Raw genomic sequence first — 20632 nt, forward strand, 5'->3', positions numbered from 1 at the left:
GGTTTAAGTGCCGCTAACCTACTGGCGGATCGCATCGCCGGTGTTCCCCAGGGAACAGTGCCAGATTTTGTCGGCTTGCAACGGTTCGATCGTATGCTCGTCCCGCGGCGTGACATGGGTGGGGCGCGAGATTACGGGCGGCTGAATGTTTCGGCGAGAAAATCAAGAAACGCCCGGATCTTTGGCGCGACGTGCTGCCGGGACGGATAGATGGCGTAGAGCGTGGTTTCGACCGTCTCCCAGTCGGAGAGTACGCGCTGCAGTCGACCGCTCTTCAGGTCGTCTTCGACATAGGGACGGGGTATCAGGCTCAGCCCGAAGCCGGCGCGCAGTGCGTCGCGCACGGCAAGGCTCGATGTCACCGAATAGCGAGCCTTTACGGCCACTTTCTCCGTTCGGTTGCCGTTGCGAAACTCCCATAAGTCCGCATGTCCCGAGAGACTGAAGCGGACACAGTTGTGCGATTTCAGGTCGGCGGGCTCCAGCGGTTCGCCATGGGCCTCGAAATAGGCGGGGGCCGCGCAGACGACGTGCGGCATGACCGCGAGTTTTCTGGCGATCAGGCTTGAATCCTCCAGCTTGTCGCTGCCGCGAATGGCGAGATCGAATCCTTCCCGGACGATATCGACGCGCCTGTCGTCGAGATGCAGGTCGAGCTTGAGGTCCGGGTAGCGGGACAGGAACTCGGGGATGACGGATGAAAGCCGCATCAGCGTCACGGTCATCGGAGCGGCGACGCGCAACGTCCCGCCAGGCGTCTGCCGGACGGGCGAGAGTGCTGCGTCGGCATCCTTCAATGCATCCAGTCCGCGAACGACATGCTCGAGATAGAGTTTCCCCTCGTCGGTCAGCGCCATGCGTCGCGTGGTCCGGTTGATGAGCCGCGCGCCGACGCTGGCTTCGAGTTCGGCAACGTTCTTGCTGATCGCCGCCGGTGACAGGCCGAGCTTGCGCCCCGCCTCTGCGAAGCTGCCGAGTTCGGCCACATGGCGGAAGACCTGGAGGGCGGTGTAGCGGTCCACGATAATTGTCCAATGGTGAATGATGTGTTGCGAAATGGCAATATTATCAATGACAGGTGAATTCAATACGGTCGGTCCGACAGACATTCGATCGGATCGGAAGATTGACACATCCCATGATCGCTCTCATCGAACAGCGCGTGTCCGCCAATCGGTTCGATGCGACCCATGAACTGGCAGACGCGGAAATCGAACAGCTGGTGCGTCTCGCGACCCGCGCACCGACGGCCTACAATCTTCAGAACTGGCGGTTCATCGCCGTGCGCACGCCGGAAGGAAAAGCCAGGCTGCGCAATGTGGCGCACGGGCAAGCCAAGGTCTCGGAAGCTGCCGTGACCTTCATTGTCTGCGGCCTGCTGCCCGATTACCAGACGCTGCCTGCAAGGCTGCGCCTTTTCGTCGAGACCGGCTACATGCCAACCGAAATGGTCTCCGGTTGGCAGGAGGCGGTGCGCGCCCAATATGCCGATGCCAAGGTTGCCCGCGACGAGGCCATGCGTTCGGCCAGTCTCGGCGCCGCGACCTTGATCTATGCCGCCGAGGCGTTGGGATTGGCGACGGGCCCTATGGGCGGGTTCGATGCCGAGGGCGTCGCCCGGGAGTTCAACCTTGGGCCGGGCGAATTGCCGGCAATGCTTCTCGCGGTTGGCCGTGCCGTTCCCGGAAACTGGCCGCAAAAGCCCCGCAGGCCGCTTGGCGAGGTTCTTCACTTCTCATGAAAACAGGCGTTTCCGATATCGCCCTGACGGCGATTGCTCCCGTCATCTGGGGCAGCACCTATATCGTTGCCACCGAGTTTCTGCAGGGCTTCTCGCCGCTGACGGTCGCCCTGTTGCGGGCATTGCCGGCCGGGATGCTACTCCTCCTGATCGTCCGGCGATTGCCGCACGGCATCTGGTGGTTTCGCGCCATTGCACTCGGCGCGCTCAACATCTCGATGTTTCTGAGCATGTTGTTCGTCGCGGCCTATCGCCTTCCCGGCGGCGTCGCGGCAACAGTCGCGGCGGTCCAGCCCTTGATCGTCGTTTTCATCGCAGCGCTTCTCATGAAGGCGCCGATCCGTCCCATGTCCCTCGTCGCGGCCATTGTCGGCATTGTCGGCGTCGCGCTGCTGGTGTTGACGCCGCAAGCGGCGCTCGACGAAATCGGCATTGCCGCAGGCCTCGTCGGTGCCGTTTCCATGGCCTTCGGCAACGTCCTGGCGCGAAAGTGGAAGTCGCCGGAATCGTTGCTCACATCCACCGCATGGCAACTGACGGCCGGTGGCTTGCTTCTCGTCCCCGTGGCCCTTGCCTTTGAACCGGCGGTGCCATTCCCGACCGGTCTCAACCTGCTTGCTCTCGCCTGGTTGAGCCTGATCGGCGCGGCGTTGACCTATGTTCTCTGGTTTCGTGGCATCGCGCGGCTGGAATCGGCGGCGGTGTCGGCACTTCTCTTTCTGAGCCCGCTGACGGCGGTTTTGCTCGGATGGGTGTACCTGGGGCAGTCTTTGAGTGTGGTTCAGATTGTCGGCGTCCTTTTGGTCATCGGCAGCATCTGGCTCAGCCAACGCGTTTCCGCTCGATCGTAAACGGCGCGTTGGAAAGCGACGATCCCGGCCTATACTCCCTGGCGTGCGGAGGGGGCGGGTGTCGTGAAAATCGGAGTGTTCGGTGCCGGCGCGGTCGGCGGTTTTGTCGGCGGATGCCTTTTGGCCGGTGGCGCAGAGGTGATCTTTGTCGGCCGGGCGGCGCGCGGTGCCGCTTGGCGAAAGGACGGGTTGCGCCTGACCGACCTGGATGGGCGTGACGATTTCGTCGCGCCCGAGCGGATCGTTTACTCCGACACGGCCTCCTCCCTGGCGGATTGCGATCTCGTCCTCCTGACGGTCAAATCCGGGCAGACGGGCGGTGCCGCGACCGAGCTCTCTTCGGTGCTGCGCTCCGGCATCCCGGTCCTCAGTCTGCAGAACGGTGTGAGCAACAGCGTCACCCTGCAGACCTTGCTGCCGTCCGCAAAGATCCTGCGGGGCATGGTTCCCTTCAACGTGACGCCCCCCGGCCCCGCCCATCTGCATCGTGCGACGGAAGGCAATATAGCCGTCGCGGATGACCCGGTTACGGCCGCCGCCGCACCGTTCTTCACGGCTACGGGACTGCCTCTCGACCTGCGTCGTGACATGGAAGAGGTGCAATGGGCGAAGCTGCTGATGAACCTCAACAACGCAATCAATGCGCTCTCCGGATTGCCCTTGCGCGCGCAGCTCCAGACACGGGGCTTTCGTCTTTGCCTGGCGCTCGCCCAGCGGGAGGCATTGGAGCTGCTCGCCGCTGAGGGACGCCTTCGGCCGGCGCGCCTGACACCGCTGCCACCGGGTTGGTTGCCGTCCGTTCTCAGCCTGCCGGATGCCCTGTTCCGTGCCATTGCCGGTCGCATGCTGAAGATCGACGCCACCGCACGCTCCTCGATGGCAGACGACCTTGCCGCCGGCCGCTTCCCCGAAGTGGATTGGATCAACGGCGCCGTCGTCGCACTCGCCACCAAGCTTGGCCGTCGGGGGCCGGTCAATGAACGGCTTTGCACGCTGGTCAAAGATGCGGCGACCTCCGGGCGCAAGACGTGGGCGGCGGATGCGCTGCTTGCCGAGCTCAGGCAGAACGTGCGCTCCGGATAGAAGGGTACCGGCTTGCGTCTCGTGGGCGCCGGATGTTTTCACACAAAGCCGCTTGTCGCGCGTTAAAACTTGAGAGCGCCGCCCGGGAACCGGCCCCGTCAATTCAGCAGGCGGACCAGCGCCAGCGCAACGCCCGGGGAAACGGTAACGATGACCAGCCTGATGAGGTCTGCGATCACGAACGGCATCACGCCTCGGTAAGTCTGCGCGATCGGCACGTCGGTCGCCAACTTGTTGATGATGAAGACATTGAGGCCGATCGGCGGGGCGGAGAGGCCAATGCCGACGACGATCAGGACGAGAATGCCGAACCAGATGGCGACGTCGTCCGGCGGCATGCCGAGGTCGAGCGTCATGACGATCGGGATGAAGACGGGAAGGGTGAGCAGGATCATCGCCAGTTCGTCCATCACGGCGCCGAGCACGATATAGATCAGCAGCATGCCGCAAACGACAGCGTAGGGCGGCAGCCCGGACTCCCCGATCATCGATGCGAGCATCATGGGCATCTGGGTCAGCGCCAGGAATGCGCCGAAGACTTCCGCCCCAAGCAGAATCAGGAAGATCATCCCGCTGGTTTCGGCTGTCTGCAGCAGCGCGTTCTTCAAGGCTGCAGGGCTCAGCGTCCGTTGCAGCAGGCCGATCGCGAGCGTCACCGCGGCACCGACCGCAGCACCTTCCGTCGGCGTGAACACCTCGCCATAGATTCCTCCGACGACCGTGACCGCAACGGCGGCGGCGGGTACGACGGCGAAATCCGCGGCGAGCAGAAGCAGGCCGAAGATTGCCAGCAATATCGCACCGACGGTGCTGAGCGAACCCAACAACCAGCCGACGGTACCGCCGACAAGCAAGACCAGCCCCGCCGGCCGCGCCCAGAACGGACGCTGCGTCTTTGCGACTTCGACGACCGTCACTGGTGGCGCGAGATGGGGCTTGCGCCGCACTACCACGGCAATCGCGATCAGATAGAACGCCGCTGCCAGCAACCCCGGCACCAGGGCGGCCTGGAACAGCTTGGCGATGTTCTGCTCGGCGGTGATTGCATAGATCACCAGGATGACCGAGGGCGGAATGAGGATGCCGAGCGTACCGCCGGCGGCGATGGTGCCGGTTCCAAGCCCGGCATCGACCCGCGCGCGGCGCAGTTCCGGCAGTGCCGCGCGTCCGAAGGTTGCGGTGGTTGCGACCGACGAGCCGCAGATCGCGCCGAAGCCGGTGCAAGCCGCAATCACCGCCATCGGCATTCCGCCCCTGAACCGTCCGAGCCTCCGCTCGGCCACCCGGAACATGGTCGCGGCGATGCCCGATTGTTCGGCAAGCGCGCCCATCAGGATGAAGAGGGGAATGACGGATAGCGTATAGCTGGCAAACTGGCTGTAGGTGTTGGTCTGCAGGTAATAGACCAGCGCGTGCGGGCCGGAGAGATAGGCATAGCCGGCGGCGCCGACTGCGAGCATGGCGAGCGCGATCGGCATTCTGATGGCGATCAGGACCAGCATCGCAGCGAAGCCCAGGCAAGCGATGGCAAAGCCGCTCATCGAGGGCCTCCGATCTTGAGAATGGCGACGGACAAGCCGATGACGGATGCGAGCGCTGCCAGCGCTGCGCAGGTCAGATAGACCGGCCAGATCGGCCAGGGCAGCTGGATCAGCGTCGTTCCGTACAGACGCGCCTCCAGGCCGCCGGTGAGAAGGCCCCAGGCGAAGAATGCCAGGCAGGCGGCCAGCACGAGGTCCCAGGCACCGTCGATGACCCGTGTGACACGTGACGGAAGGGCGAGCGTAAAGGTATCAATGGTAATGTGTCCGTTGCGCGCCTGGGTGTAGCCGAGGAATGAGAAGACGGCGACACCGATCGCGACCTCCACCAGTTCGTAGTCGGCCGGCACCGGCCGATTGAAGAGCCAGCGACCGAGGACGCTGATCGTCACCAATGCGGCTGCGAGGCAGACGAGCGTTCCACCTATGAGTGCCAATCCGGCCGCGAGGCGCTCGACCCCGCGGCGGCGCGGCACATTCACCACGCCCTCGTGCATTGCTTGTTCCGTCATCCTGGCCTCGAGCTCTTGAACGGTCCGATGCGCCCGAGTGCAGGCGCCTACTGCATAATTCCTCAAATTGGCATCGACTTAAGGACAAAATTATGCAGCAAAACTAAAGTGTTACAGCGACCTTAGCGCGCCTTAAAAGACGCGCGGCGCTGTAAGGCTGGCAGCGCCTTTCAGGCGTTCGCGTATTTCTGAACGAGCCCCTGGGCGGCATCGATCAGCGCCTGGCCGTCGAGGTCCTTGGCCTTCATGTCCTCGATCCACTTGTCGTGGACGGGCTTGGTCGCCGCGACCCACTTCGCCTTTTCGTCCTCGCTGATGGCACTGATCGTTCCGCTTCTGGATGCTTCGATCGCGGCCCGCACTTCGACGCCGACGCTATCCCACATCTCGCCGGCTTTTCTGGCGAAGGTCATGCCGCTGTTGGCGTCCAGCACCGCCCTCAGGTCGGCCGGCAGCGCCTCATACTTGCCCTTGTTCATCGCCAGGAAGAACGTTGCCGTATAGAGCGTCGGGGAACCCGGGATTTCGGTATGGAACTTGGTAAGCTCGTTCACCTTGATGGACGGCACCACTTCCCAGGGGATGACGCAGCCGTCGATCGCGCGCTGGGCCAGCGCTTCCGGCACCTGCGGGATGGGCATCCCGACCGGGGTCGCGCCCAGGGCTGCCAATGCCCCACCGGCAAGACGGGTCGGATTCCGCAGTTTCAGGCCGACCAGATCGGCACCGGACTTCACTTCCCTGTTGGTGTGGATCAATCCGTGGTCGTGGGCCCAGAAGCACAGCAATTGCGTGTCGGCGGTTTCCTTCAGGACATGCGTCTGCCCGTATTCCTGGCACGCCTGGGCGTTGACGATCGCTTCCTTCGCCGCAACGAAAGGAAGTTCGAACACCTCGGTGGAGGGGAAGCGCCCAGGCGTGTTGCCAGGTAGGGTCCAGACGATATCGACGACGCCGTTGGCCGCCTGATCGTAAAGCTGCGGCGGCTTTCCGCCGAGCTGCATAGCCGGAAAGATATCGACCTTGATCGCGCCCTTGCTCTGCTCCTCCAGGGTTTTCGCCCATGGCAGCAGGAGCCGTTGATGGACGTTTGACGCCGGCGGCAGGAAATGGTGCAGCTTCAGCGTGACTGCGCTCTGGGCGCGCGCAGCACCTGTTCGCAAGATGAGAGGGGCCGCAAGCATGGCTCCGCCGGTCTTAATCAGGCTCCGTCTGTTCAGTATCATAGATCCCTCCCATTGATCTGTTTCGATCCACCCGGAAACAGGGCACGCCTGTGTCGCTTCACGTCAACTCAAATGACGGCGATCCGACGGTGATGCAGGCCCTCCTCGATGGCTTGAACCTTCCTCGCTCCTCATCGGGAACATTCAATCCATTAACATGTTAAGTTTATTTTGAACCGGCTGTCAAGCGACGTCGCGCGATGGGTCCGGGCGCCGATCGGGCAGCCCATGTTCTGGCTCTGGGCTTGCGCCTTGCCAATCGAAAGGCAGCCGACCGCAGCTTGATCGAGGACGTGAATTGTCCCCCACGCCGCTCGGCGTGGAGGACAATTCTCTGTGGGATTGACCCGTTGCTCTGCCTCTCAAGAGAGCGTCTCAATCATCATCGGAAGACGAGTTCGACGACGAATTGGAGGACGAGTTCGAGGAGGAGTTGCTGGAGCTGTTCGAGCTGGAGTTGCTCGACGAATTGGAACTGCTGTTCGAGCTGGAGTTCCGCGAGGCGTTCGACGAGCTATTGGAACTGCGGTTGGAGCTCCAGCTCCCACGTCCATCGTCGCCCCGGCCATAGCGCGCGTGGCTTGTTTTGCCGTTGCCGGTGGCTTTCTGCAGGAAGCGGGTGACCGAATCGTCGGCGACGGCAGGTGCGGGTGCTGCCGCGCCGACCACCAGAAATGCACTCAGAATTGCGAGGACCTTCTTCATGACGTTTCTCCTTTGCGGGGACAGCCTCGTTGACTGCAAGGGAGGAACGTCGGCCGAACGTGGTTATTAGCCCGGCAGTGGGGGCCACAGGACGTCCAGAAATTCTTGAAAAAATTGCAGTCCCGCGCTTGAACCGCGAAAATCGAGATCCCATTTCTCCGCCAACCCGCTGGTCCGGGCCCCTCTGGCGAGAGCTTCGGCACTCTTGCGATGTCGGACCTTATTCCGACAACATGTGCCTAATGGGGACCCGTCTGTGGACTTTTCCTTCATGTCTGAAGTGTGGCTGGGAACGCCGCTCTGGATGTGGGCGAGCTTCTTCGCCCTCGTCATTACCATCCTGTCCTTCGACCTCGGCATTCTCCATAAGGAGAACAAGGAGATCGGCGTCCGTGAAAGCGTCAAGCTTTCGGCCTTCTACATCGCGCTCGGCCTGACCTTCGGCGGCTGGGTGTGGTGGTACCTCGGTTCCGAGTCCGGCCTCGCCTATATGACGGGCTTCGTGGTCGAAAAAACGCTGGCGCTCGATAACGTCTTCGTCATCGCCCTGATCTTCTCCTTCTTCGCCGTGCCCCGCATCTATCAGCACCGGGTCCTCTTCTGGGGTATTCTCGGCGTCATCGTGCTGCGCGCAATCATGATCGGCGTCGGCGCGACCCTTGTCGCTGAGTTCGCCTGGATCCTCTATATCTTCGCGGCGTTCCTCATCATCACTGGTATCAAGATGCTGGTCATGAAGGAGGCCGAGCCCGACGTTTCGAACAACATGCTCGTCCGCTTCATGCGCAGTCGCTTCAACGTCACCGAAGAGCATCATGGCGAACGCTTCTTCGCGAAGCTCGTAAACCCGAAGACGGGCAAGATGACCTGGTTTATCACGCCGCTCTTCATGGCGCTGGTGATGGTCGAGGTGGCCGATGTGATCTTCGCAGTCGACTCGGTTCCCGCGATCTTCGCGATCACCACGGACCCCTTCATCGTCTATACGTCGAACATCTTCGCTATCCTCGGCCTGCGCGCCCTCTATTTTGCCCTTGCCGCGATGATCCATCGCTTCCGCTACCTGAAGCCTGCGCTCGCCGTCGTCCTGATCTTCATCGGCTCGAAGATCTTCGTTGCCGATCTCCTGGGGCTTGAGAAATTCCCGGCGGCTCTCTCGCTCGGCGTCACCTTCGCGATCATTGCCGCTGGCGTGGTCTGGAGCCTCGTGAAGGAAGAACAACAGCCCGCATAACACCGCGTCGTTGGGTTCAAGGATAGCGAAGGCGGCGCTCCGCGAGGGGCGCCGCCTTCGTCTATTGGGAAGAACGACAGCCGCACCAGGGCGATCACAGCCCGAGTAGTTGGAACCGCAGGGCGACTGTGCCTTCCAGAGTTTCGCCGGGCGCCAGTCTGACGAGGCCACCGTTTTCGGGCTGCCGGTGCGCGTTCGGTCGATGGCTCATCGGTTCGAAGCAGAAGAAGTCGGCGTCGGTGGAAGGAGAATAAAGGACGAAGAAACGAAAGTTCCCGTCGGCGTCGAGCGAAAGCGCAAGGCCGGTTTCCGGCCACTCGATGCGCATCTTTCCATCCCAGCCGTCGAAGGCATTGTTCAGCCAGCCGGGCGGCAGTGGCGCGCCGGAGGTAAAGTCCAAATCCTGCGGAATTGACTGCGCCGCACCCGGCAGGTGGTTCTCCCGTTCCGTCCAGTAGTGATCGGCGTGGGCAAAAAGGCGGGTTCCCGGCGTGCGCGGAAAATGGGGATGAAAGCCCAGTCCGTAGGGGAGCGCCTGCGCGGCCCGGTTGGTGACGGTGAGCGAAAGGGTCAGGTTCGCACCATCGATCGTCATGGTCTGCACCGCCTCATAGGCGAAGGGCGTGGATGCGTTTGCCTCGTGCCGGTAGTGCAACGCAAGGGAATGACGGTCCTGGTGAAGGATCGACCAGCGCCGAAGCCAGCCGTCGCCGTGGAGCACCAGCGGGTCGGACGTATTGGATGCGAGCGTGTAATCGCGACCTTCGAAGTGGAAGCCATTGTCCTCGATGCGGTTGCCGAAGGGCACCAACGGAAAACACGCTTCGGCGCAGAGCACCTGAGAGGCGAGACCTGGCGCCGGCGTCGGCGCGAGCACGGGAATACCGTGCCAGCGGGTCGAAAGGATGGCGCCGCCGAGCGGACTCACCTCGACGGTGAGCCCTTCGTCATTTTCGAGGACGAGGATGTCTTCCGCCATTCGCTAGCTGCGGCGGCCGGCGGCGGCCGAGCGCAGATTGTCGAGCAGCACGGCGAGCAGAAGGATCAGGCCGCGCACGACATACTGGTAGAAGGCCTGGATGTTGAGCAGGTTCATGACGTTTTCGGCAATGCCCATAATCAGCACGCCGACGATAACGCCGGTCATCGCCGCACGGCCGCCGGCAAGCGAGACGCCGCCGAGCACGCAGGCCGAGATGACCGAGAGTTCGAGACCGGTCGCTGCGTTCGGCTGGCCGGAGGTGATGCGGGAAGCAAGCAGGACGCCGGCAACGGCGCAGACGAGGCCCTGCAGCGCGAAGATCCAGATGCGCATATTCGAGACGTTGACGCCGGCAAGGCGCGAAGCCTCGGGGTTGCCGCCGATCGCCAGTGTGTTCTTGCCGAAGACGGTGCGGTTGAGCACGAAGCCGAAGACGACGAAGAACGCGCCCATCACCCAGATCGGCGTCGGGATACCCAGGAACTTCGACAGCGCCAGCTGATAGAAGCTCGGATCGTTGATGCCGACCGCGCGGCCGTCGGACGCGATCAGCGCGAAACCGCGCACGATCTGCATGGTGGCAAGCGTGGTGATCAGAGCGTTGATGCGGAAATGAGCGATGACGACACCGTTGACGAGGCCGACGAAACCGCCGCACAGGAGCGCGGCAACGAGGCCGATAAGGATCGAGCCCGAAGCGTTCGACGCCATGACGGCGGCCATGCCGGAAAAGGCGACGGTGGAGCCGACCGAGAGATCGAAGTCGCGCGAGGCAAGGCAGAACATCATCGTGCAGGCGACGATGCCGATGGTGACGACCGATTGCAGCAGGCCCAGCATGTTGCGTTCGGTCAGGAAGTTTGGAACCGTCAGCGCGACGATGGCGAAGGCGACGGCAAAAATGACGACCAGACCCTGTTCGCCGAGAAGAAGTTTTTTCAAGGAAGTCATGACGGCTGAACCTGCTCGGTTGGAACATCGGGAAGGGCGGCGGCGAGGATGCGGCGCTCGTCGAAATCGGCGCGCGCAATATCGGCGGCAATCCGGCCCTGGCACATAACGAGGATGCGATCGGTGATGCCCATCACCTCGGGCAGCTCGCTGGAAATGACGACGATCGCCATGCCCTGAGCCGCGAGTTCGTAGAGAATCTCGTAGATTTCCGATTTCGCGCCGACGTCGATGCCGCGCGTTGGCTCGTCGATGATGAGGACCCTTACGCCCTGTTCGGACAGCCAGCGGCCAAGGATCACCTTCTGCTGGTTGCCACCGGAGAGATTGATGATGTCCTGCTTGCGCGATGGCGTGCGCACCCGAAGCTTGGCGATGAAACGATCCGCAAGCTCGGCTTCCTTTTTCAGGTCGAGGATGCCGAAGGGCGAGAAGTGCCGGCGGGACGAGATCGCCATGTTTTCTTCGATGCTGCGCCCCTGGACGATGCCGTCTAACTTGCGGTCCTCCGGACACAACACCATGCCGGCCCTGATCGATTGTGGCGGACTGTCGGCCGGCACGGTCGTGCCGTCGATTGTCACCGTTCCCTGGTGGCGTCTGTCTGCACCATAGACCAGCCGGGTCATCTCGCTGCGGCCGGCGCCGATCAGGCCGAAGAAGCCGAGAATCTCGCCGCGCCGGACGGAAAAGCTCAAGGGCGTTTTCAGTTTCGGACCGGAGATGGTGTCGACGCGCAACCGTTCGGTTCCGAGGTCGCGTGTCCGCCAGCCCCAGATGTTGGAGATCTCTCGCCCGACCATCTCGGCAATGATCTGGTCGCGCGTCACTTTGGAAATATCAGGATGATGGGCCGCAAGCTTGCCGTCGCGCAGTACTGTCAGGCTGTCGCAGAGCCGGAAGATTTCGTCGAGACGGTGCGACACGTAAAGGATCACGGTGCCGTTCGAACGCAGGCGCTCGATGAGCGCAAAGAGGATTTCGCTTTCCCGCGACGACAGCGACGATGTCGGCTCGTCGAGCGCGATGACCCGCGCATCGAGCATGACCGCCTTGGCGATCTCGACCATCTGGCGCTCGCCGATCGAGAGCGAGGCGATCTTGGCTGAGGGATCGACGTCGATGCCGATTTCGGAGAGCTTCTCGCCGACAATGCGGATCAGCCGGCGGCGATCGATCACCCCGCCCTTGCCGGGAAAGTGGCCGAGCCAGAGGTTTTCGGCGACCGTCAGCTCCGGAACGAGCTGCAATTCCTGATGGATGACGATCACGCCGGCGCGAAAGGCGTCACGCACGGAACGATAGCTCTGCGCTTCGCCATCGATCAGGATCTCGCCCTCATCGGCCGACTGGTCGCCGGAAAGCAGGCGGATGAGCGTCGACTTGCCCGCGCCGTTCTCGCCCATGAGCCCATGGACGGCGCCCTTGCGCACGGAAAACGAGACGTCCGACAGCGCCTGGACGCCCGGATAGCCCTTTGAGATGGAACGGAATTCAAGAAAGTCTTGCATGCGCGGCTCCGAGGTGGAACGCCCGGCGGCCAAGCCGCCGGGCTGATAGTGTCGCGAGCAGCGACTACTCGATTCCGAGGTCCTTGCGCACGGCTTCGTAGTTGTCGCGCAGGGCAAGCTGGCCTGCGGTCAGGGTCAGCTTTTCCGGCTCCTTGCCGTTGGCGATCCACTCATACATGTTGAGTGCGGTCTCGTAACCGTGACGCTTCGGCGAGATGATGACGGTGCCGAAGAAGCCGGTGGCCGAGGGCTTCTTGAATTCGTTGATCGCCGAATCCGCGCCGCCGATGCCGACGCCGATCATGCTGTCGGCGGGAATGCCAACCGTCTCGGTCGCGCGCACAGCGCCGAGCACCGCTTCGTCATTGAGGCCGATGGCGACCCACTTCTTGATGCCGGCATTCTTGTTCAGAACGATCGTCGAGGCGTTCAGTGCTGCCTCGGTGTCGGTCTTTGCCTGCGGGGCGTCGAAGATGTTGGCTTCGGGAAGGCCGTTGGCTTTGAGCACCGAGAGGGCGCCCTCGACACGGTCGACGGCGGTCGGGAGCTGGTCGTAAGAAACGCGGATGGCGCCGACGTCCTTCATGTCCCAGCCACGCTTCTTGACCTCGTCGACGATCGCCTGGCCGACGGCTTCGCCGATTTTCGTTGCCGAGATGCCCATATGCGGAACGTCCTCGATCGGGCTGCCATCGGCGTTGACCAGCCGGTCGTCGACCGTCATCAGTTTGAGCTCATTGGCGGCCGCCTTGGCGACGATGCCGGGGCCGAGCTTGACATCAGGCGTGCAGACGATGAAGCCCTGTGCGCCCTGGGCGCCGAGGTTGTCGATCGCCGACTGAACCTTCTCGCCGTCTTCAGCGCCGATCTTCACCAGCGTGAAGCCCTTTTCCTTGGCGGCGACGTCGGCGAACTTCCACTCGTCCTGGAACCACGGCTCTTCCGGCTGCTTGACGATGAAACCGATCTTGACGTCGGCAGCGAACGCTGAGGTTGCCGTGAGCACGGCGACGGTACCAGCCAGAATGGCTGCCTTGATAAAGCGCATGATCTCTCTCCCTGGTGAACTGCCTCCTGCAGTGGACATTTGTGTATGATGAATCATCATATTCGTCAATTGCCTTTGTATGATGAATGAGATAGTGGTGTATAACGATAGCAGCGTGCTTCGGTGCGTTGTCGCGTTCGGGCGTCTGCGCTAAGCAGCAGCTGGGAGACGCGAGCGGGAGGAGATGGCGGTGGAAGAACAGCAGCACCAGAGTGCCATTGAGGAACGCGGCCAGCGCCGCCCACGCGTCCAGAAGAACGTGACGCGCGCAATCGCTTCGGACATCTGCGCCGACGTTTTTCCGGTCGGCTCCTATCTGCCGCGTGAGAACGATCTTTGCGAACGCTATGGCGTCAGCCGAACCGTCATTCGCGAAACGCTGAAGGTGCTTGAATCAAAGGGAATGGTCCGTGGACGTTCCCGGGTCGGCACCGTCGTCTGCAACAAGGACGAATGGAACATTCTTGATTCGCAGGTGCTTGAATGGATCGGCGAGCGCATCTTCGAGTTCGACCTCTTGAACTGCATTCTGGAAGCCCGCCGGGCGATCGAGCCAGCGGCGGCGGAGTTTGCCGCCGAACGCGCCACCGTTCAGGAAATCGCCGATCTCGAACGCGCCTGGCAGGCGATGCGTGACGGCGAGCGCGATCTCGTTGGTTTCACCGATGCCGACGTCGCCTTTCACACATGCCTGCTCAAGGCCAGCCACAACCAGGTCTTCTTGCAACTCGTCGGCATTATCCAGGCGGCGCTGAAGTTCTCGCTGCACGCCTCCAACGAAGTCGCCGATCGCCGTGACGAAGCCGTCGACATTCACGGCGAACTGGTCGAGGCGCTGCGCCTGCGCGACAAGGCGCGGGCGCGCGACTGTTCGATGCGCATGCTCGACCTTGCGGCGCGCGACCTCAAGCTTGCCGTCGAACGTCACCGACCCGCCCATACGGCGGGCTGAAATCCTCTCTGAAGCGGCCATCGCCGCCTCGTTGCACCCAGCGGATATCGCACCATGAAAATCACCAAGCTCACCACCTATATCGTTCCGCCACGCTGGCTGTTTCTGAAGATCGAGACGGACGAGGGCATCGTCGGCTGGGGCGAGCCGGTCGTCGAAGGTCGAGCCCTGACGGTGGAAGCCGCGGTTAACGAGCTCTCGGACTACCTGATCGGCAAGGATCCGCTGCTGATCGAAGACCATTGGCAGGTCATGTATCGCGGCGGCTTCTATCGCGGGGGGGCGGTCCATATGTCGGCACTTGCCGGCATCGACCAGGCGCTCTGGGACATCAAGGGCAAGGCCTACGGCCAGCCAATCCACGCGCTGCTCGGCGGACAGGTGCGTGACCGCATCAAGGTCTATTCCTGGATCGGCGGCGACCGTCCGTCCGACGTCGCCAACAATGCGCGCGATGTCGTTGCCCGCGGCTTCAAGGCGATCAAGCTCAATGGTTGCGAGGAGATGCAGATCGTCGACACCTGGGAGAAGGTGGAGAAGGCGGTCGAGACCATCGCAACGATCCGCGAGGCGATCGGCCCGCATATCGGCATCGGCGTCGATTTCCACGGTCGCGTGCATCGGCCGATGGCCAAGGTGCTGGCGAAGGAACTGCAGCCCTTCAACCTGATGTTCATCGAAGAACCGGTGCTTTCGGAAAACCGCGAGGCACTGAAGGAAATCGCCAACCATTGCTCGACGCCGATCGCGCTCGGCGAAAGGCTCTATTCGCGCTGGGATTTCAAGTCGGTGCTTTCAGACGGCTATGTCGACATCCTGCAGCCGGATCTGTCGCATGCCGGCGGCATCACCGAGTGCCGCAAGATCGCGTCGATGGCGGAAGCCTACGACGTGGCACTGGCGCCGCATTGCCCGCTCGGACCGATCGCGCTCGCCGCCTGCCTTCAGGTCGACGCCGTCAGCTACAACGCCTTCATCCAGGAGCAGAGCCTGGGCATCCATTACAATACGGGCAACGACATCCTCGACTACATCTCCAACAAGGAAGTCTTCCATTACGCAGACGGCTTCGTGTCGATCCCGCAGGGACCGGGCCTCGGCATTGAGGTGGACGAGCAATATGTCATCGAACGCGCGAAGGAAGGCCATCGCTGGCGCAACCCGATCTGGCGCCATGCCGACGGCAGCGTCGCCGAGTGGTGAGGAGCGCGGACATGGCGGGTCGTCTCGAAGGAAAGCGCGTCGTCATCACTGGGGCGGCTCAAGGCATCGGCCTTGCTATTGCCGACACCTTCCTTGCGGAAGGCGCGAGCCTCTACCTCATCGATCGTGATGGCGGTCTGCTGGCGACCGAGGCCGAACGGCTCCGTGCGACCGGCGGAAAGATCGGCTACACCACGACCGACATCACGGATGCGGATGCCATCGAACACGCGATTGCCACGGCCAGCCGCGAGATCGGCCAGCCGAACGCGCTGGTCAACAATGCCGGCGTCAACGTCTTCTTCGAGCCGCTGAAACTCTCGGATGCCGACTGGCAGCGCTGCTTCAACATCAACCTCAAGGGCGCATGGAACTGCAGCAAGGCCGTGCTGCCGGGCATGATCGCTGCGGGTGGCGGCGTCATCCTCAACATCGCCTCGACCCACGCCTTCACCATCATCCCGCACACCTTCCCCTATCCCGTCGCCAAACATGCGCTTCTCGGCATGACCAAGGCGCTGGGGCTGGAATATGCCGGGCAGGGCTTGCGGGTGAATGCGCTGGCACCCGGCTACGTGCGCACGCAGAAAGCCGTGGAATACTGGAACTCATTTCCCGACCCGGCCGCGGCGGAAGCCGAAACGATGAAGCTTCATCCCGGCGGTCGCATTGCGACGCCGGAGGAAATCGCCAAAGCCGCCCTCTTCATGATTTCGGACGAATGTCCCTTCATGAACGCCACCTGCCTGACGGTCGATGGCGGGGTGAGCGTGCTGCATCATCCCTAAACCGTCGGCTGATGCGCGCGCCTGTATGGCGATCTCTGCTACAGCAGACGGGTAGAGCATCCTTTTTCATTGGAACGGCGCTGGGCACCAGGCGGTTCGGAGACCGAAGCATCACGGCCGCGACCCATCCTCACTTCCACATGGAACGCATCCGGGCGCCGACATCGATGCGGATCTGCTTGGCGCTGCGTTCGCCGACGGCCGCCGAAATCTTCGGCCAGTTCGTCGTCTCGAAGAACTGCAGCAGCGTCGCCGGAATGAAGCGGGTCCGCGATGCGTAGACATGCCGGTCGCCTTGGCTGTTCTGGCCGTAGGTGAAGAACCTTTGCGGCGTCACCAGCGCCAGGTGGTCGCGCGCCCGGGTCATGCCGACATAAAGCAGTCGCCGCTCCTCTTCGAGTTCGGCGGTTGTGCCGACACCAAGATCGGACGGGATGCAGCCGTCGACGACATTGAGCATGAAGACCGAGCGCCATTCCTGTCCCTTGGCAGAATGAATGGTCGACAGGATCAGGTAGTCCTCGTCGAGCAGGGGCACGCCTGCCTGGTCGCTGGTGGCATCCGGCGGATCGAGCGTCAGTTCGGTCAGGAAACGCTCGCGGTTCTGGTAGCCGCCGGCGATCTGCTCGAGTTGCACGAGGTCGGCCTTGCGCGTTTCGGCGTCTTCGTGGATGCGGTCGAGATGCGGTTCGTACCAGGCGCGCGCCGTCGCGATTTCTCCCGGCCATCCCGCGTCCGCTTTCCGCAGAGCGGAAACGAGATCAACGAAGCTCGCCCAATCCTCCCCGGTCTTGGGTGGCGCTGGAATTTCCGCGAGCGCTGCGAGCGGTTCCGGATCGGCGGCGATCGCGTCTAGGATTTTGCCTGCCGTCTGCGGGCCGATCCCGGGCAGCATCTGCAACAGCCGGAAGCCGGCGACGCGGTCACGCGGGTTCTGCGCGAAACGCAAGGTTGCCAGCAGATCCTTGACATGGGCGCTGTCAAGGAACTTGAGACCGCCGAATTTCACGAAGGGAATGTTGCGACGGGTGAGCTCGACTTCGAGCGTGCCGCTGTGGTTGGCGGAGCGAAACAGCACCGCCTGCTGCTTCAGGGCTATGCCGACCTCGCGGTTGGCGAGAACCTGCTCCACGATATAGGCGGCCTGGTCCGCCTCGTCCTTGACGGTGACAAGCTGCGGGCGCTGCTCGGACTGCCTGTCCGTCCAGAGGTTCTTGGTGAACCGTTCCCGCGCAAGCCCGATGACGCCGTTGGCGGCAGCGAGGATCGGCTGCGTCGAGCGATAGTTTTGATCGAGCGTGATGACGTCGGCGGGTTCCGGCGAAAACGCATTCGGGAAATCGAGGATATTGCGGACCGTCGCGGCCCGGAAGGAATAGATCGACTGGGCGTCGTCTCCAACGACGGTCAGGCCTTGGCCCTCGGGCTTGAGCGATAGCAGGATCGAGGCCTGAAGGCGGTTCGTGTCCTGATATTCGTCGACCAGGATATGATCGAAACGACTGCTGATATCCTGCGCCAGCTCCGCGTCGGAAACCATCTGGGCCCAGTAGAGAAGGAGATCGTCGTAATCGAGCACGCTTTGCGCCTGCTTTGCCTCGACATAGCCGGCAAACAGTTCCTTCAATTGCTGTTCCCAGCTCACAGCCCAGGGATACGCGGTCTTCAAGACGTCGATGATCGAGCTTTCCGAGTTCACGACGCGCGAATAGATCGCAAGGCACGTGCCCTTTGTCGGGAAGCGGCTTTCCATCTTGGAGAAGCCGAGCTCGTGGCGGACGAGGTTCATGAGATCGGCGCTGTCTTCGCGATCATGGATGGTGAAATCCGCGCCAAGGCCGATCTGTTCGGCATAGATCCTAAGGATCCGCGCGCCGATCCCGTGGAACGTGCCGGCCCAGGAAAGTGCATCCGTCATGACGGCGGCATTGTCGCCGAGCACCTGGCGGCAGATGCGTCCGACCCGGCGCGTCATTTCAGCGGCGGCACGGCGGGAAAAGGTCATCAGCAGAATGCGACGCGGATCGGCACCATTGACGATCAGATGCCCCACCCTGTGGGCGAGCGTGTTCGTCTTGCCCGACCCGGCGCCGGCAATAATCAGCAAAGGGCCGCCGACCTGGCCTTGCGGCAATCCCACACCATGCACCACCGCCTGGCGCTGGCGGTCATTCAGTTTTTCGAGATAGGCGGCGCTCATACGTGTCCAAGCGTTGTCAGCAAGATTCCCAAAATCTTCGTTCCGTTTCATCTCCTTGAAAGAGTTCACGGATTCCGCTTCACGGCGTCAAACTCTTCGCCCGAAGCAGATGACTCGGAACAAAAATGGAACGTATCAGCTTCGATTGCCGCTGGAAACCCGGCTGGCCGGGCTTTCACAGGCTGCTATGCCGCAGAATATCCGGAACATCGAGGAGCGGAGCCGTGGACGGCCGAATTTTCGATCTCGAGAAGCAGATCCGGGGGCTATTGGTCACCGTGTTCGGAAACCTTCGACCTGGCCTTCGGTGCGCCGAACAAGCCAACCCGTCGGTGTTTAGATTGCCCGGGCCACGACCTGCGCAGCGACCGACACCAACAAGGTTGCCAGAGCGACGGCCGTGCCAAATCGTGCGATCTTCATGCGGCGCCCGCGTGCGCCATCCCAATCGTAACCCATCGTGCTCTCCCATAGGCATCATGCCATGGGTCCGATGGTGGGCAAACTTCGTAACAGGGGAGTAAATTTGCGATTGCTACTTCTGCGGGTCGAGCTGGTGCCCTTGGTGAGTGACAAGCAGCATCTCCCGCGCGCGCCGGGCGCGCGCGGGAGTGGAATGAGCGGTTACACGCTCTTGCGCGTGACGAAGCGGGTTTCCAGATAGGCTTCGATCGCCTCGGAGCCGCCTTCCGTGCCGTAGCCGGAATCCTTGATACCGCCGAAGGGCACCTCCGGTAGCGCCAGGCCGAGATGGTTGATGGAGATCATTCCGCTCTCGACTTCGCTTGCGAGGCGATGGGCGCTTCGCTCGGAGCCGGTGAAGGCGTAAGCCGCAAGCCCGAACGGCAGGCGGTTGGCCTCATTGATCGCCTCATCGAGCTCGTTGAAGCGGTTGATGATGGAGACGGGACCGAAGGGTTCGTCATTCATGATACCGGCGCTGACCGGCACGTCGGCAAGCACCGTCGGCTCGAAGAAATAGCCCCGGTTGCCGATACGATGACCGCCGATTGCGAGCCGGCCGCCATGCTCCACGGCATCGGCGACCAGGCTTTCGATCGCGGGGATGCGCCGCTCATTGGCCAGCGGCCCCATGTCGATGCCAGTCTCGAGGCCGTTACCGACCTTGATCTTCCGCGATGCGGCGACAAAACCTTCAAGGAACTGGTCTGCCACCCGTTCCTGGACCAGGAAGCGGGTCGGCGACACGCAGACCTGACCGGCGTTGCGATACTTGCTGCCGGACATGATCGCGACGGCCTGCTCGATGTCGGCGTCCTCGGTGACGATGACAGGGGCATGGCCGCCGAGTTCCATCGTCGCGCGCTTCATGTGCTGGCCGGCGAGTGCCGCCAGCATCTTGCCGACCGGGGTCGAGCCGGTGAAGGACATCTTGCGGATTACCGGATGCGAGATCAGATACTCCGAGATGACCGCCGGCACGCCATAGACGAGGTTGACGACGCCTGCGGGAATACCAGCATCGACGAAGCACCGGATCAGTTCGGCCGGCGATGCCGGTGTTTCCTCGGGTGCCTTCACGATGATCGAGCACCCGGTGGTCAGCGCGGCGGACAGCTTGCGTACGACCTGGTTGATCGGGAAATTCCAGGGCGTGAAAGCGGCGACCGGGCCGACGGGCAGCTTGACGGTCATCTGGGTGACATCGGGCGTGCGCGGCGGAATGATCTGGCCATAGGCGCGCTTTCCCTCCTCGGCAAACCACTCGATGATTTCGGCGGCGCTGAGGATTTCGCCCTTGGACTGGGCCAGCGGCTTGCCCTGTTCCCGCGTCATCAGCCAGGCGATGTCGCCGGCACGCTCGCGCAGCAGCGCCGCTGCCGTTCGCATGACCTTTGCCCGGTCGAAAGCCGAGGTCGCACGCCAGACTTGGAAACCTTTTTGGGCGGCGTTCAGCGCTTCATCCAGATCCGCCACTTCTGCCCAGGCCACTTGGCCAATCGTTTCCTCGGTGGCAGGGTCGATGACGGGAATGGTCTTGCCCGCGCGCGCCGGCCGCCAGGTGCCGTCGATATGAAGGAGGATATCGGGATACTGGGTCATGGGGGAACCTTTGAAGATTGACGTCTATCGCTTCGAGTGC

19 protein-coding genes are annotated in these 20632 nt (G+C 62.6%); 7 read left to right on the forward strand and 12 right to left on the reverse strand.

Going from position 1 to position 20632, the window contains the following annotated elements; all coding sequences use genetic code 11:
* Nucleotides 1-131: 131 nt before the first annotated feature.
* Nucleotides 132-1022, reverse strand: coding sequence for a LysR family transcriptional regulator (locus IB265_RS27765; RefSeq protein ID WP_112996511.1), 891 nt, complete (start codon nucleotides 1020-1022; stop codon nucleotides 132-134).
* Between the two features lie 116 nt (nucleotides 1023-1138).
* Here IB265_RS27765 and IB265_RS27770 point away from each other — a divergent pair, with 116 nt between their 5' ends.
* From IB265_RS27770 to IB265_RS27780, 3 genes are all read left to right on the forward strand, one after another.
* Nucleotides 1139-1741: a nitroreductase family protein gene (locus IB265_RS27770; protein ID WP_192495488.1), complete on the forward strand. Its 603-nt coding sequence runs from the start codon at nucleotides 1139-1141 to the stop codon at nucleotides 1739-1741.
* Entirely contained in the window at nucleotides 1738-2592 is an 855-nt protein-coding gene (locus IB265_RS27775) for an EamA family transporter (protein ID WP_057255201.1), read from the forward strand. The genes IB265_RS27770 and IB265_RS27775 overlap by 4 nt, the downstream gene beginning before the upstream one ends.
* Nucleotides 2593-2655: 63 nt before the next feature.
* Nucleotides 2656-3675, forward strand: coding sequence for a 2-dehydropantoate 2-reductase (locus IB265_RS27780; protein ID WP_057255202.1), 1020 nt, complete (start codon nucleotides 2656-2658; stop codon nucleotides 3673-3675).
* A 98-nt stretch (nucleotides 3676-3773) separates the two neighbouring features.
* On the opposite strand, the gene IB265_RS27785 is transcribed toward IB265_RS27780, so the two are convergent.
* From IB265_RS27785 to IB265_RS27800, 4 genes are all read right to left on the reverse strand, one after another.
* The gene (locus tag IB265_RS27785) at nucleotides 3774-5216 is read right to left on the reverse strand and encodes a TRAP transporter large permease (RefSeq protein ID WP_057255203.1); all 1443 of its coding nucleotides are present in this window, start codon (nucleotides 5214-5216) and stop codon (nucleotides 3774-3776) included.
* The gene (locus tag IB265_RS27790) at nucleotides 5213-5728 is read right to left on the reverse strand and encodes a TRAP transporter small permease (protein WP_192495489.1); all 516 of its coding nucleotides are present in this window, start codon (nucleotides 5726-5728) and stop codon (nucleotides 5213-5215) included. Before IB265_RS27790 ends, IB265_RS27785 begins: the two co-directional genes overlap by 4 nt.
* Before the next feature lie 170 nt (nucleotides 5729-5898).
* Nucleotides 5899-6954, reverse strand: a complete 1056-nt coding sequence (locus IB265_RS27795; RefSeq protein ID WP_082616230.1) for a TRAP transporter substrate-binding protein — start codon at nucleotides 6952-6954, stop codon at nucleotides 5899-5901.
* Nucleotides 6955-7329: 375 nt separating this feature from the next.
* The gene (locus tag IB265_RS27800) at nucleotides 7330-7659 is read right to left on the reverse strand and encodes a hypothetical protein (protein ID WP_192495490.1); all 330 of its coding nucleotides are present in this window, start codon (nucleotides 7657-7659) and stop codon (nucleotides 7330-7332) included.
* Between the two features lie 256 nt (nucleotides 7660-7915).
* Here IB265_RS27800 and IB265_RS27805 point away from each other — a divergent pair, with 256 nt between their 5' ends.
* Nucleotides 7916-8893 carry a TerC family protein gene (locus tag IB265_RS27805; RefSeq protein ID WP_057255206.1) on the forward strand — a complete coding sequence of 326 codons (978 nt, stop codon included), beginning with the start codon at nucleotides 7916-7918 and terminating at the stop codon, nucleotides 8891-8893.
* Nucleotides 8894-8987: 94 nt separating this feature from the next.
* Here IB265_RS27805 and IB265_RS27810 read toward each other — a convergent pair whose 3' ends face one another.
* The 4 genes from IB265_RS27810 to IB265_RS27825 form a co-directional block, all read right to left on the reverse strand.
* Nucleotides 8988-9872: an aldose 1-epimerase gene (locus tag IB265_RS27810; RefSeq protein WP_057255207.1), complete on the reverse strand. Its 885-nt coding sequence runs from the start codon at nucleotides 9870-9872 to the stop codon at nucleotides 8988-8990.
* Nucleotides 9873-9875: 3 nt separating this feature from the next.
* On the reverse strand, nucleotides 9876-10826 hold the full coding sequence (araH, locus tag IB265_RS27815; protein ID WP_057255208.1) for an L-arabinose ABC transporter permease AraH: 951 nt from the start codon (nucleotides 10824-10826) through the stop codon (nucleotides 9876-9878).
* Nucleotides 10823-12337 (reverse strand): L-arabinose ABC transporter ATP-binding protein AraG, encoded by a 1515-nt coding sequence (araG, locus tag IB265_RS27820; RefSeq protein ID WP_192495491.1) that lies wholly within the window; start codon nucleotides 12335-12337, stop codon nucleotides 10823-10825. Before araG ends, araH begins: the two co-directional genes overlap by 4 nt.
* Nucleotides 12338-12401: 64 nt before the next feature.
* Complete coding sequence (locus tag IB265_RS27825; RefSeq protein WP_057255210.1) at nucleotides 12402-13385, reverse strand: arabinose ABC transporter substrate-binding protein; 984 nt, start codon at nucleotides 13383-13385, stop codon at nucleotides 12402-12404.
* A 190-nt stretch (nucleotides 13386-13575) separates the two neighbouring features.
* On the opposite strand from IB265_RS27825, the gene IB265_RS27830 reads away from it, so the two are divergent.
* The 3 genes from IB265_RS27830 to IB265_RS27840 are packed head-to-tail and all read left to right on the forward strand — an operon-like array spanning nucleotide 13576 to nucleotide 16328.
* The gene (locus tag IB265_RS27830; protein ID WP_057255538.1) at nucleotides 13576-14337 is read left to right on the forward strand and encodes a FadR/GntR family transcriptional regulator; all 762 of its coding nucleotides are present in this window, start codon (nucleotides 13576-13578) and stop codon (nucleotides 14335-14337) included.
* Between the two features lie 54 nt (nucleotides 14338-14391).
* The gene (gene dgoD, locus IB265_RS27835; protein ID WP_057255211.1) at nucleotides 14392-15540 is read left to right on the forward strand and encodes a galactonate dehydratase; all 1149 of its coding nucleotides are present in this window, start codon (nucleotides 14392-14394) and stop codon (nucleotides 15538-15540) included.
* A gap of 11 nt (nucleotides 15541-15551) precedes the next feature.
* Nucleotides 15552-16328 (forward strand): SDR family oxidoreductase, encoded by a 777-nt coding sequence (locus IB265_RS27840; RefSeq protein ID WP_057255212.1) that lies wholly within the window; start codon nucleotides 15552-15554, stop codon nucleotides 16326-16328.
* A gap of 130 nt (nucleotides 16329-16458) precedes the next feature.
* Here the strand turns inward: IB265_RS27840 and IB265_RS27845 are convergent, their stop codons facing one another.
* From IB265_RS27845 to IB265_RS27850, 3 genes are all read right to left on the reverse strand, one after another.
* Complete coding sequence (locus IB265_RS27845) at nucleotides 16459-18528, reverse strand: ATP-dependent helicase (protein WP_057255213.1); 2070 nt, start codon at nucleotides 18526-18528, stop codon at nucleotides 16459-16461.
* 336 nt (nucleotides 18529-18864) lie between these two features.
* Complete coding sequence (locus IB265_RS37390) at nucleotides 18865-18987, reverse strand: hypothetical protein (RefSeq protein WP_255571072.1); 123 nt, start codon at nucleotides 18985-18987, stop codon at nucleotides 18865-18867.
* Between the two features lie 165 nt (nucleotides 18988-19152).
* Nucleotides 19153-20592 carry an NAD-dependent succinate-semialdehyde dehydrogenase gene (locus tag IB265_RS27850; RefSeq protein ID WP_057255214.1) on the reverse strand — a complete coding sequence of 480 codons (1440 nt, stop codon included), beginning with the start codon at nucleotides 20590-20592 and terminating at the stop codon, nucleotides 19153-19155.
* Nucleotides 20593-20632: the final 40 nt, after the last annotated feature.

The organism is Ensifer sp. ENS10 (genome assembly GCF_014852025.1).
GTDB lineage: Bacteria > Pseudomonadota > Alphaproteobacteria > Rhizobiales > Rhizobiaceae > Ensifer.

Bases quoted from the DNA above. Each gene is read 5' to 3' on its own strand.
- IB265_RS27770 (WP_192495488.1), top strand. From the start codon at position 1,139: ATGATCGCTCTCATCGAACAGCGCGTGTCCGCCAATCGGTTCGATGCG.
- IB265_RS27775 (WP_057255201.1), top strand. From the start codon at position 1,738: ATGAAAACAGGCGTTTCCGATATCGCCCTGACGGCGATTGCTCCCGTC.
- IB265_RS27785 (WP_057255203.1), bottom strand. From the start codon at position 5,216: ATGAGCGGCTTTGCCATCGCTTGCCTGGGCTTCGCTGCGATGCTGGTC.
- IB265_RS27790 (WP_192495489.1), bottom strand. From the start codon at position 5,728: ATGACGGAACAAGCAATGCACGAGGGCGTGGTGAATGTGCCGCGCCGC.
- IB265_RS27795 (WP_082616230.1), bottom strand. From the start codon at position 6,954: ATGATACTGAACAGACGGAGCCTGATTAAGACCGGCGGAGCCATGCTT.
- IB265_RS27800 (WP_192495490.1), bottom strand. From the start codon at position 7,659: ATGAAGAAGGTCCTCGCAATTCTGAGTGCATTTCTGGTGGTCGGCGCG.
- IB265_RS27810 (WP_057255207.1), bottom strand. From the start codon at position 9,872: ATGGCGGAAGACATCCTCGTCCTCGAAAATGACGAAGGGCTCACCGTC.
- araH (WP_057255208.1), bottom strand. From the start codon at position 10,826: ATGACTTCCTTGAAAAAACTTCTTCTCGGCGAACAGGGTCTGGTCGTC.
- araG (WP_192495491.1), bottom strand. From the start codon at position 12,337: ATGCAAGACTTTCTTGAATTCCGTTCCATCTCAAAGGGCTATCCGGGC.
- IB265_RS27825 (WP_057255210.1), bottom strand. From the start codon at position 13,385: ATGCGCTTTATCAAGGCAGCCATTCTGGCTGGTACCGTCGCCGTGCTC.
- dgoD (WP_057255211.1), top strand. From the start codon at position 14,392: ATGAAAATCACCAAGCTCACCACCTATATCGTTCCGCCACGCTGGCTG.
- IB265_RS27840 (WP_057255212.1), top strand. From the start codon at position 15,552: ATGGCGGGTCGTCTCGAAGGAAAGCGCGTCGTCATCACTGGGGCGGCT.
- IB265_RS27845 (WP_057255213.1), bottom strand. From the start codon at position 18,528: ATGAGCGCCGCCTATCTCGAAAAACTGAATGACCGCCAGCGCCAGGCG.
- IB265_RS37390 (WP_255571072.1), bottom strand. From the start codon at position 18,987: ATGGGTTACGATTGGGATGGCGCACGCGGGCGCCGCATGAAGATCGCA.
- IB265_RS27850 (WP_057255214.1), bottom strand. From the start codon at position 20,592: ATGACCCAGTATCCCGATATCCTCCTTCATATCGACGGCACCTGGCGG.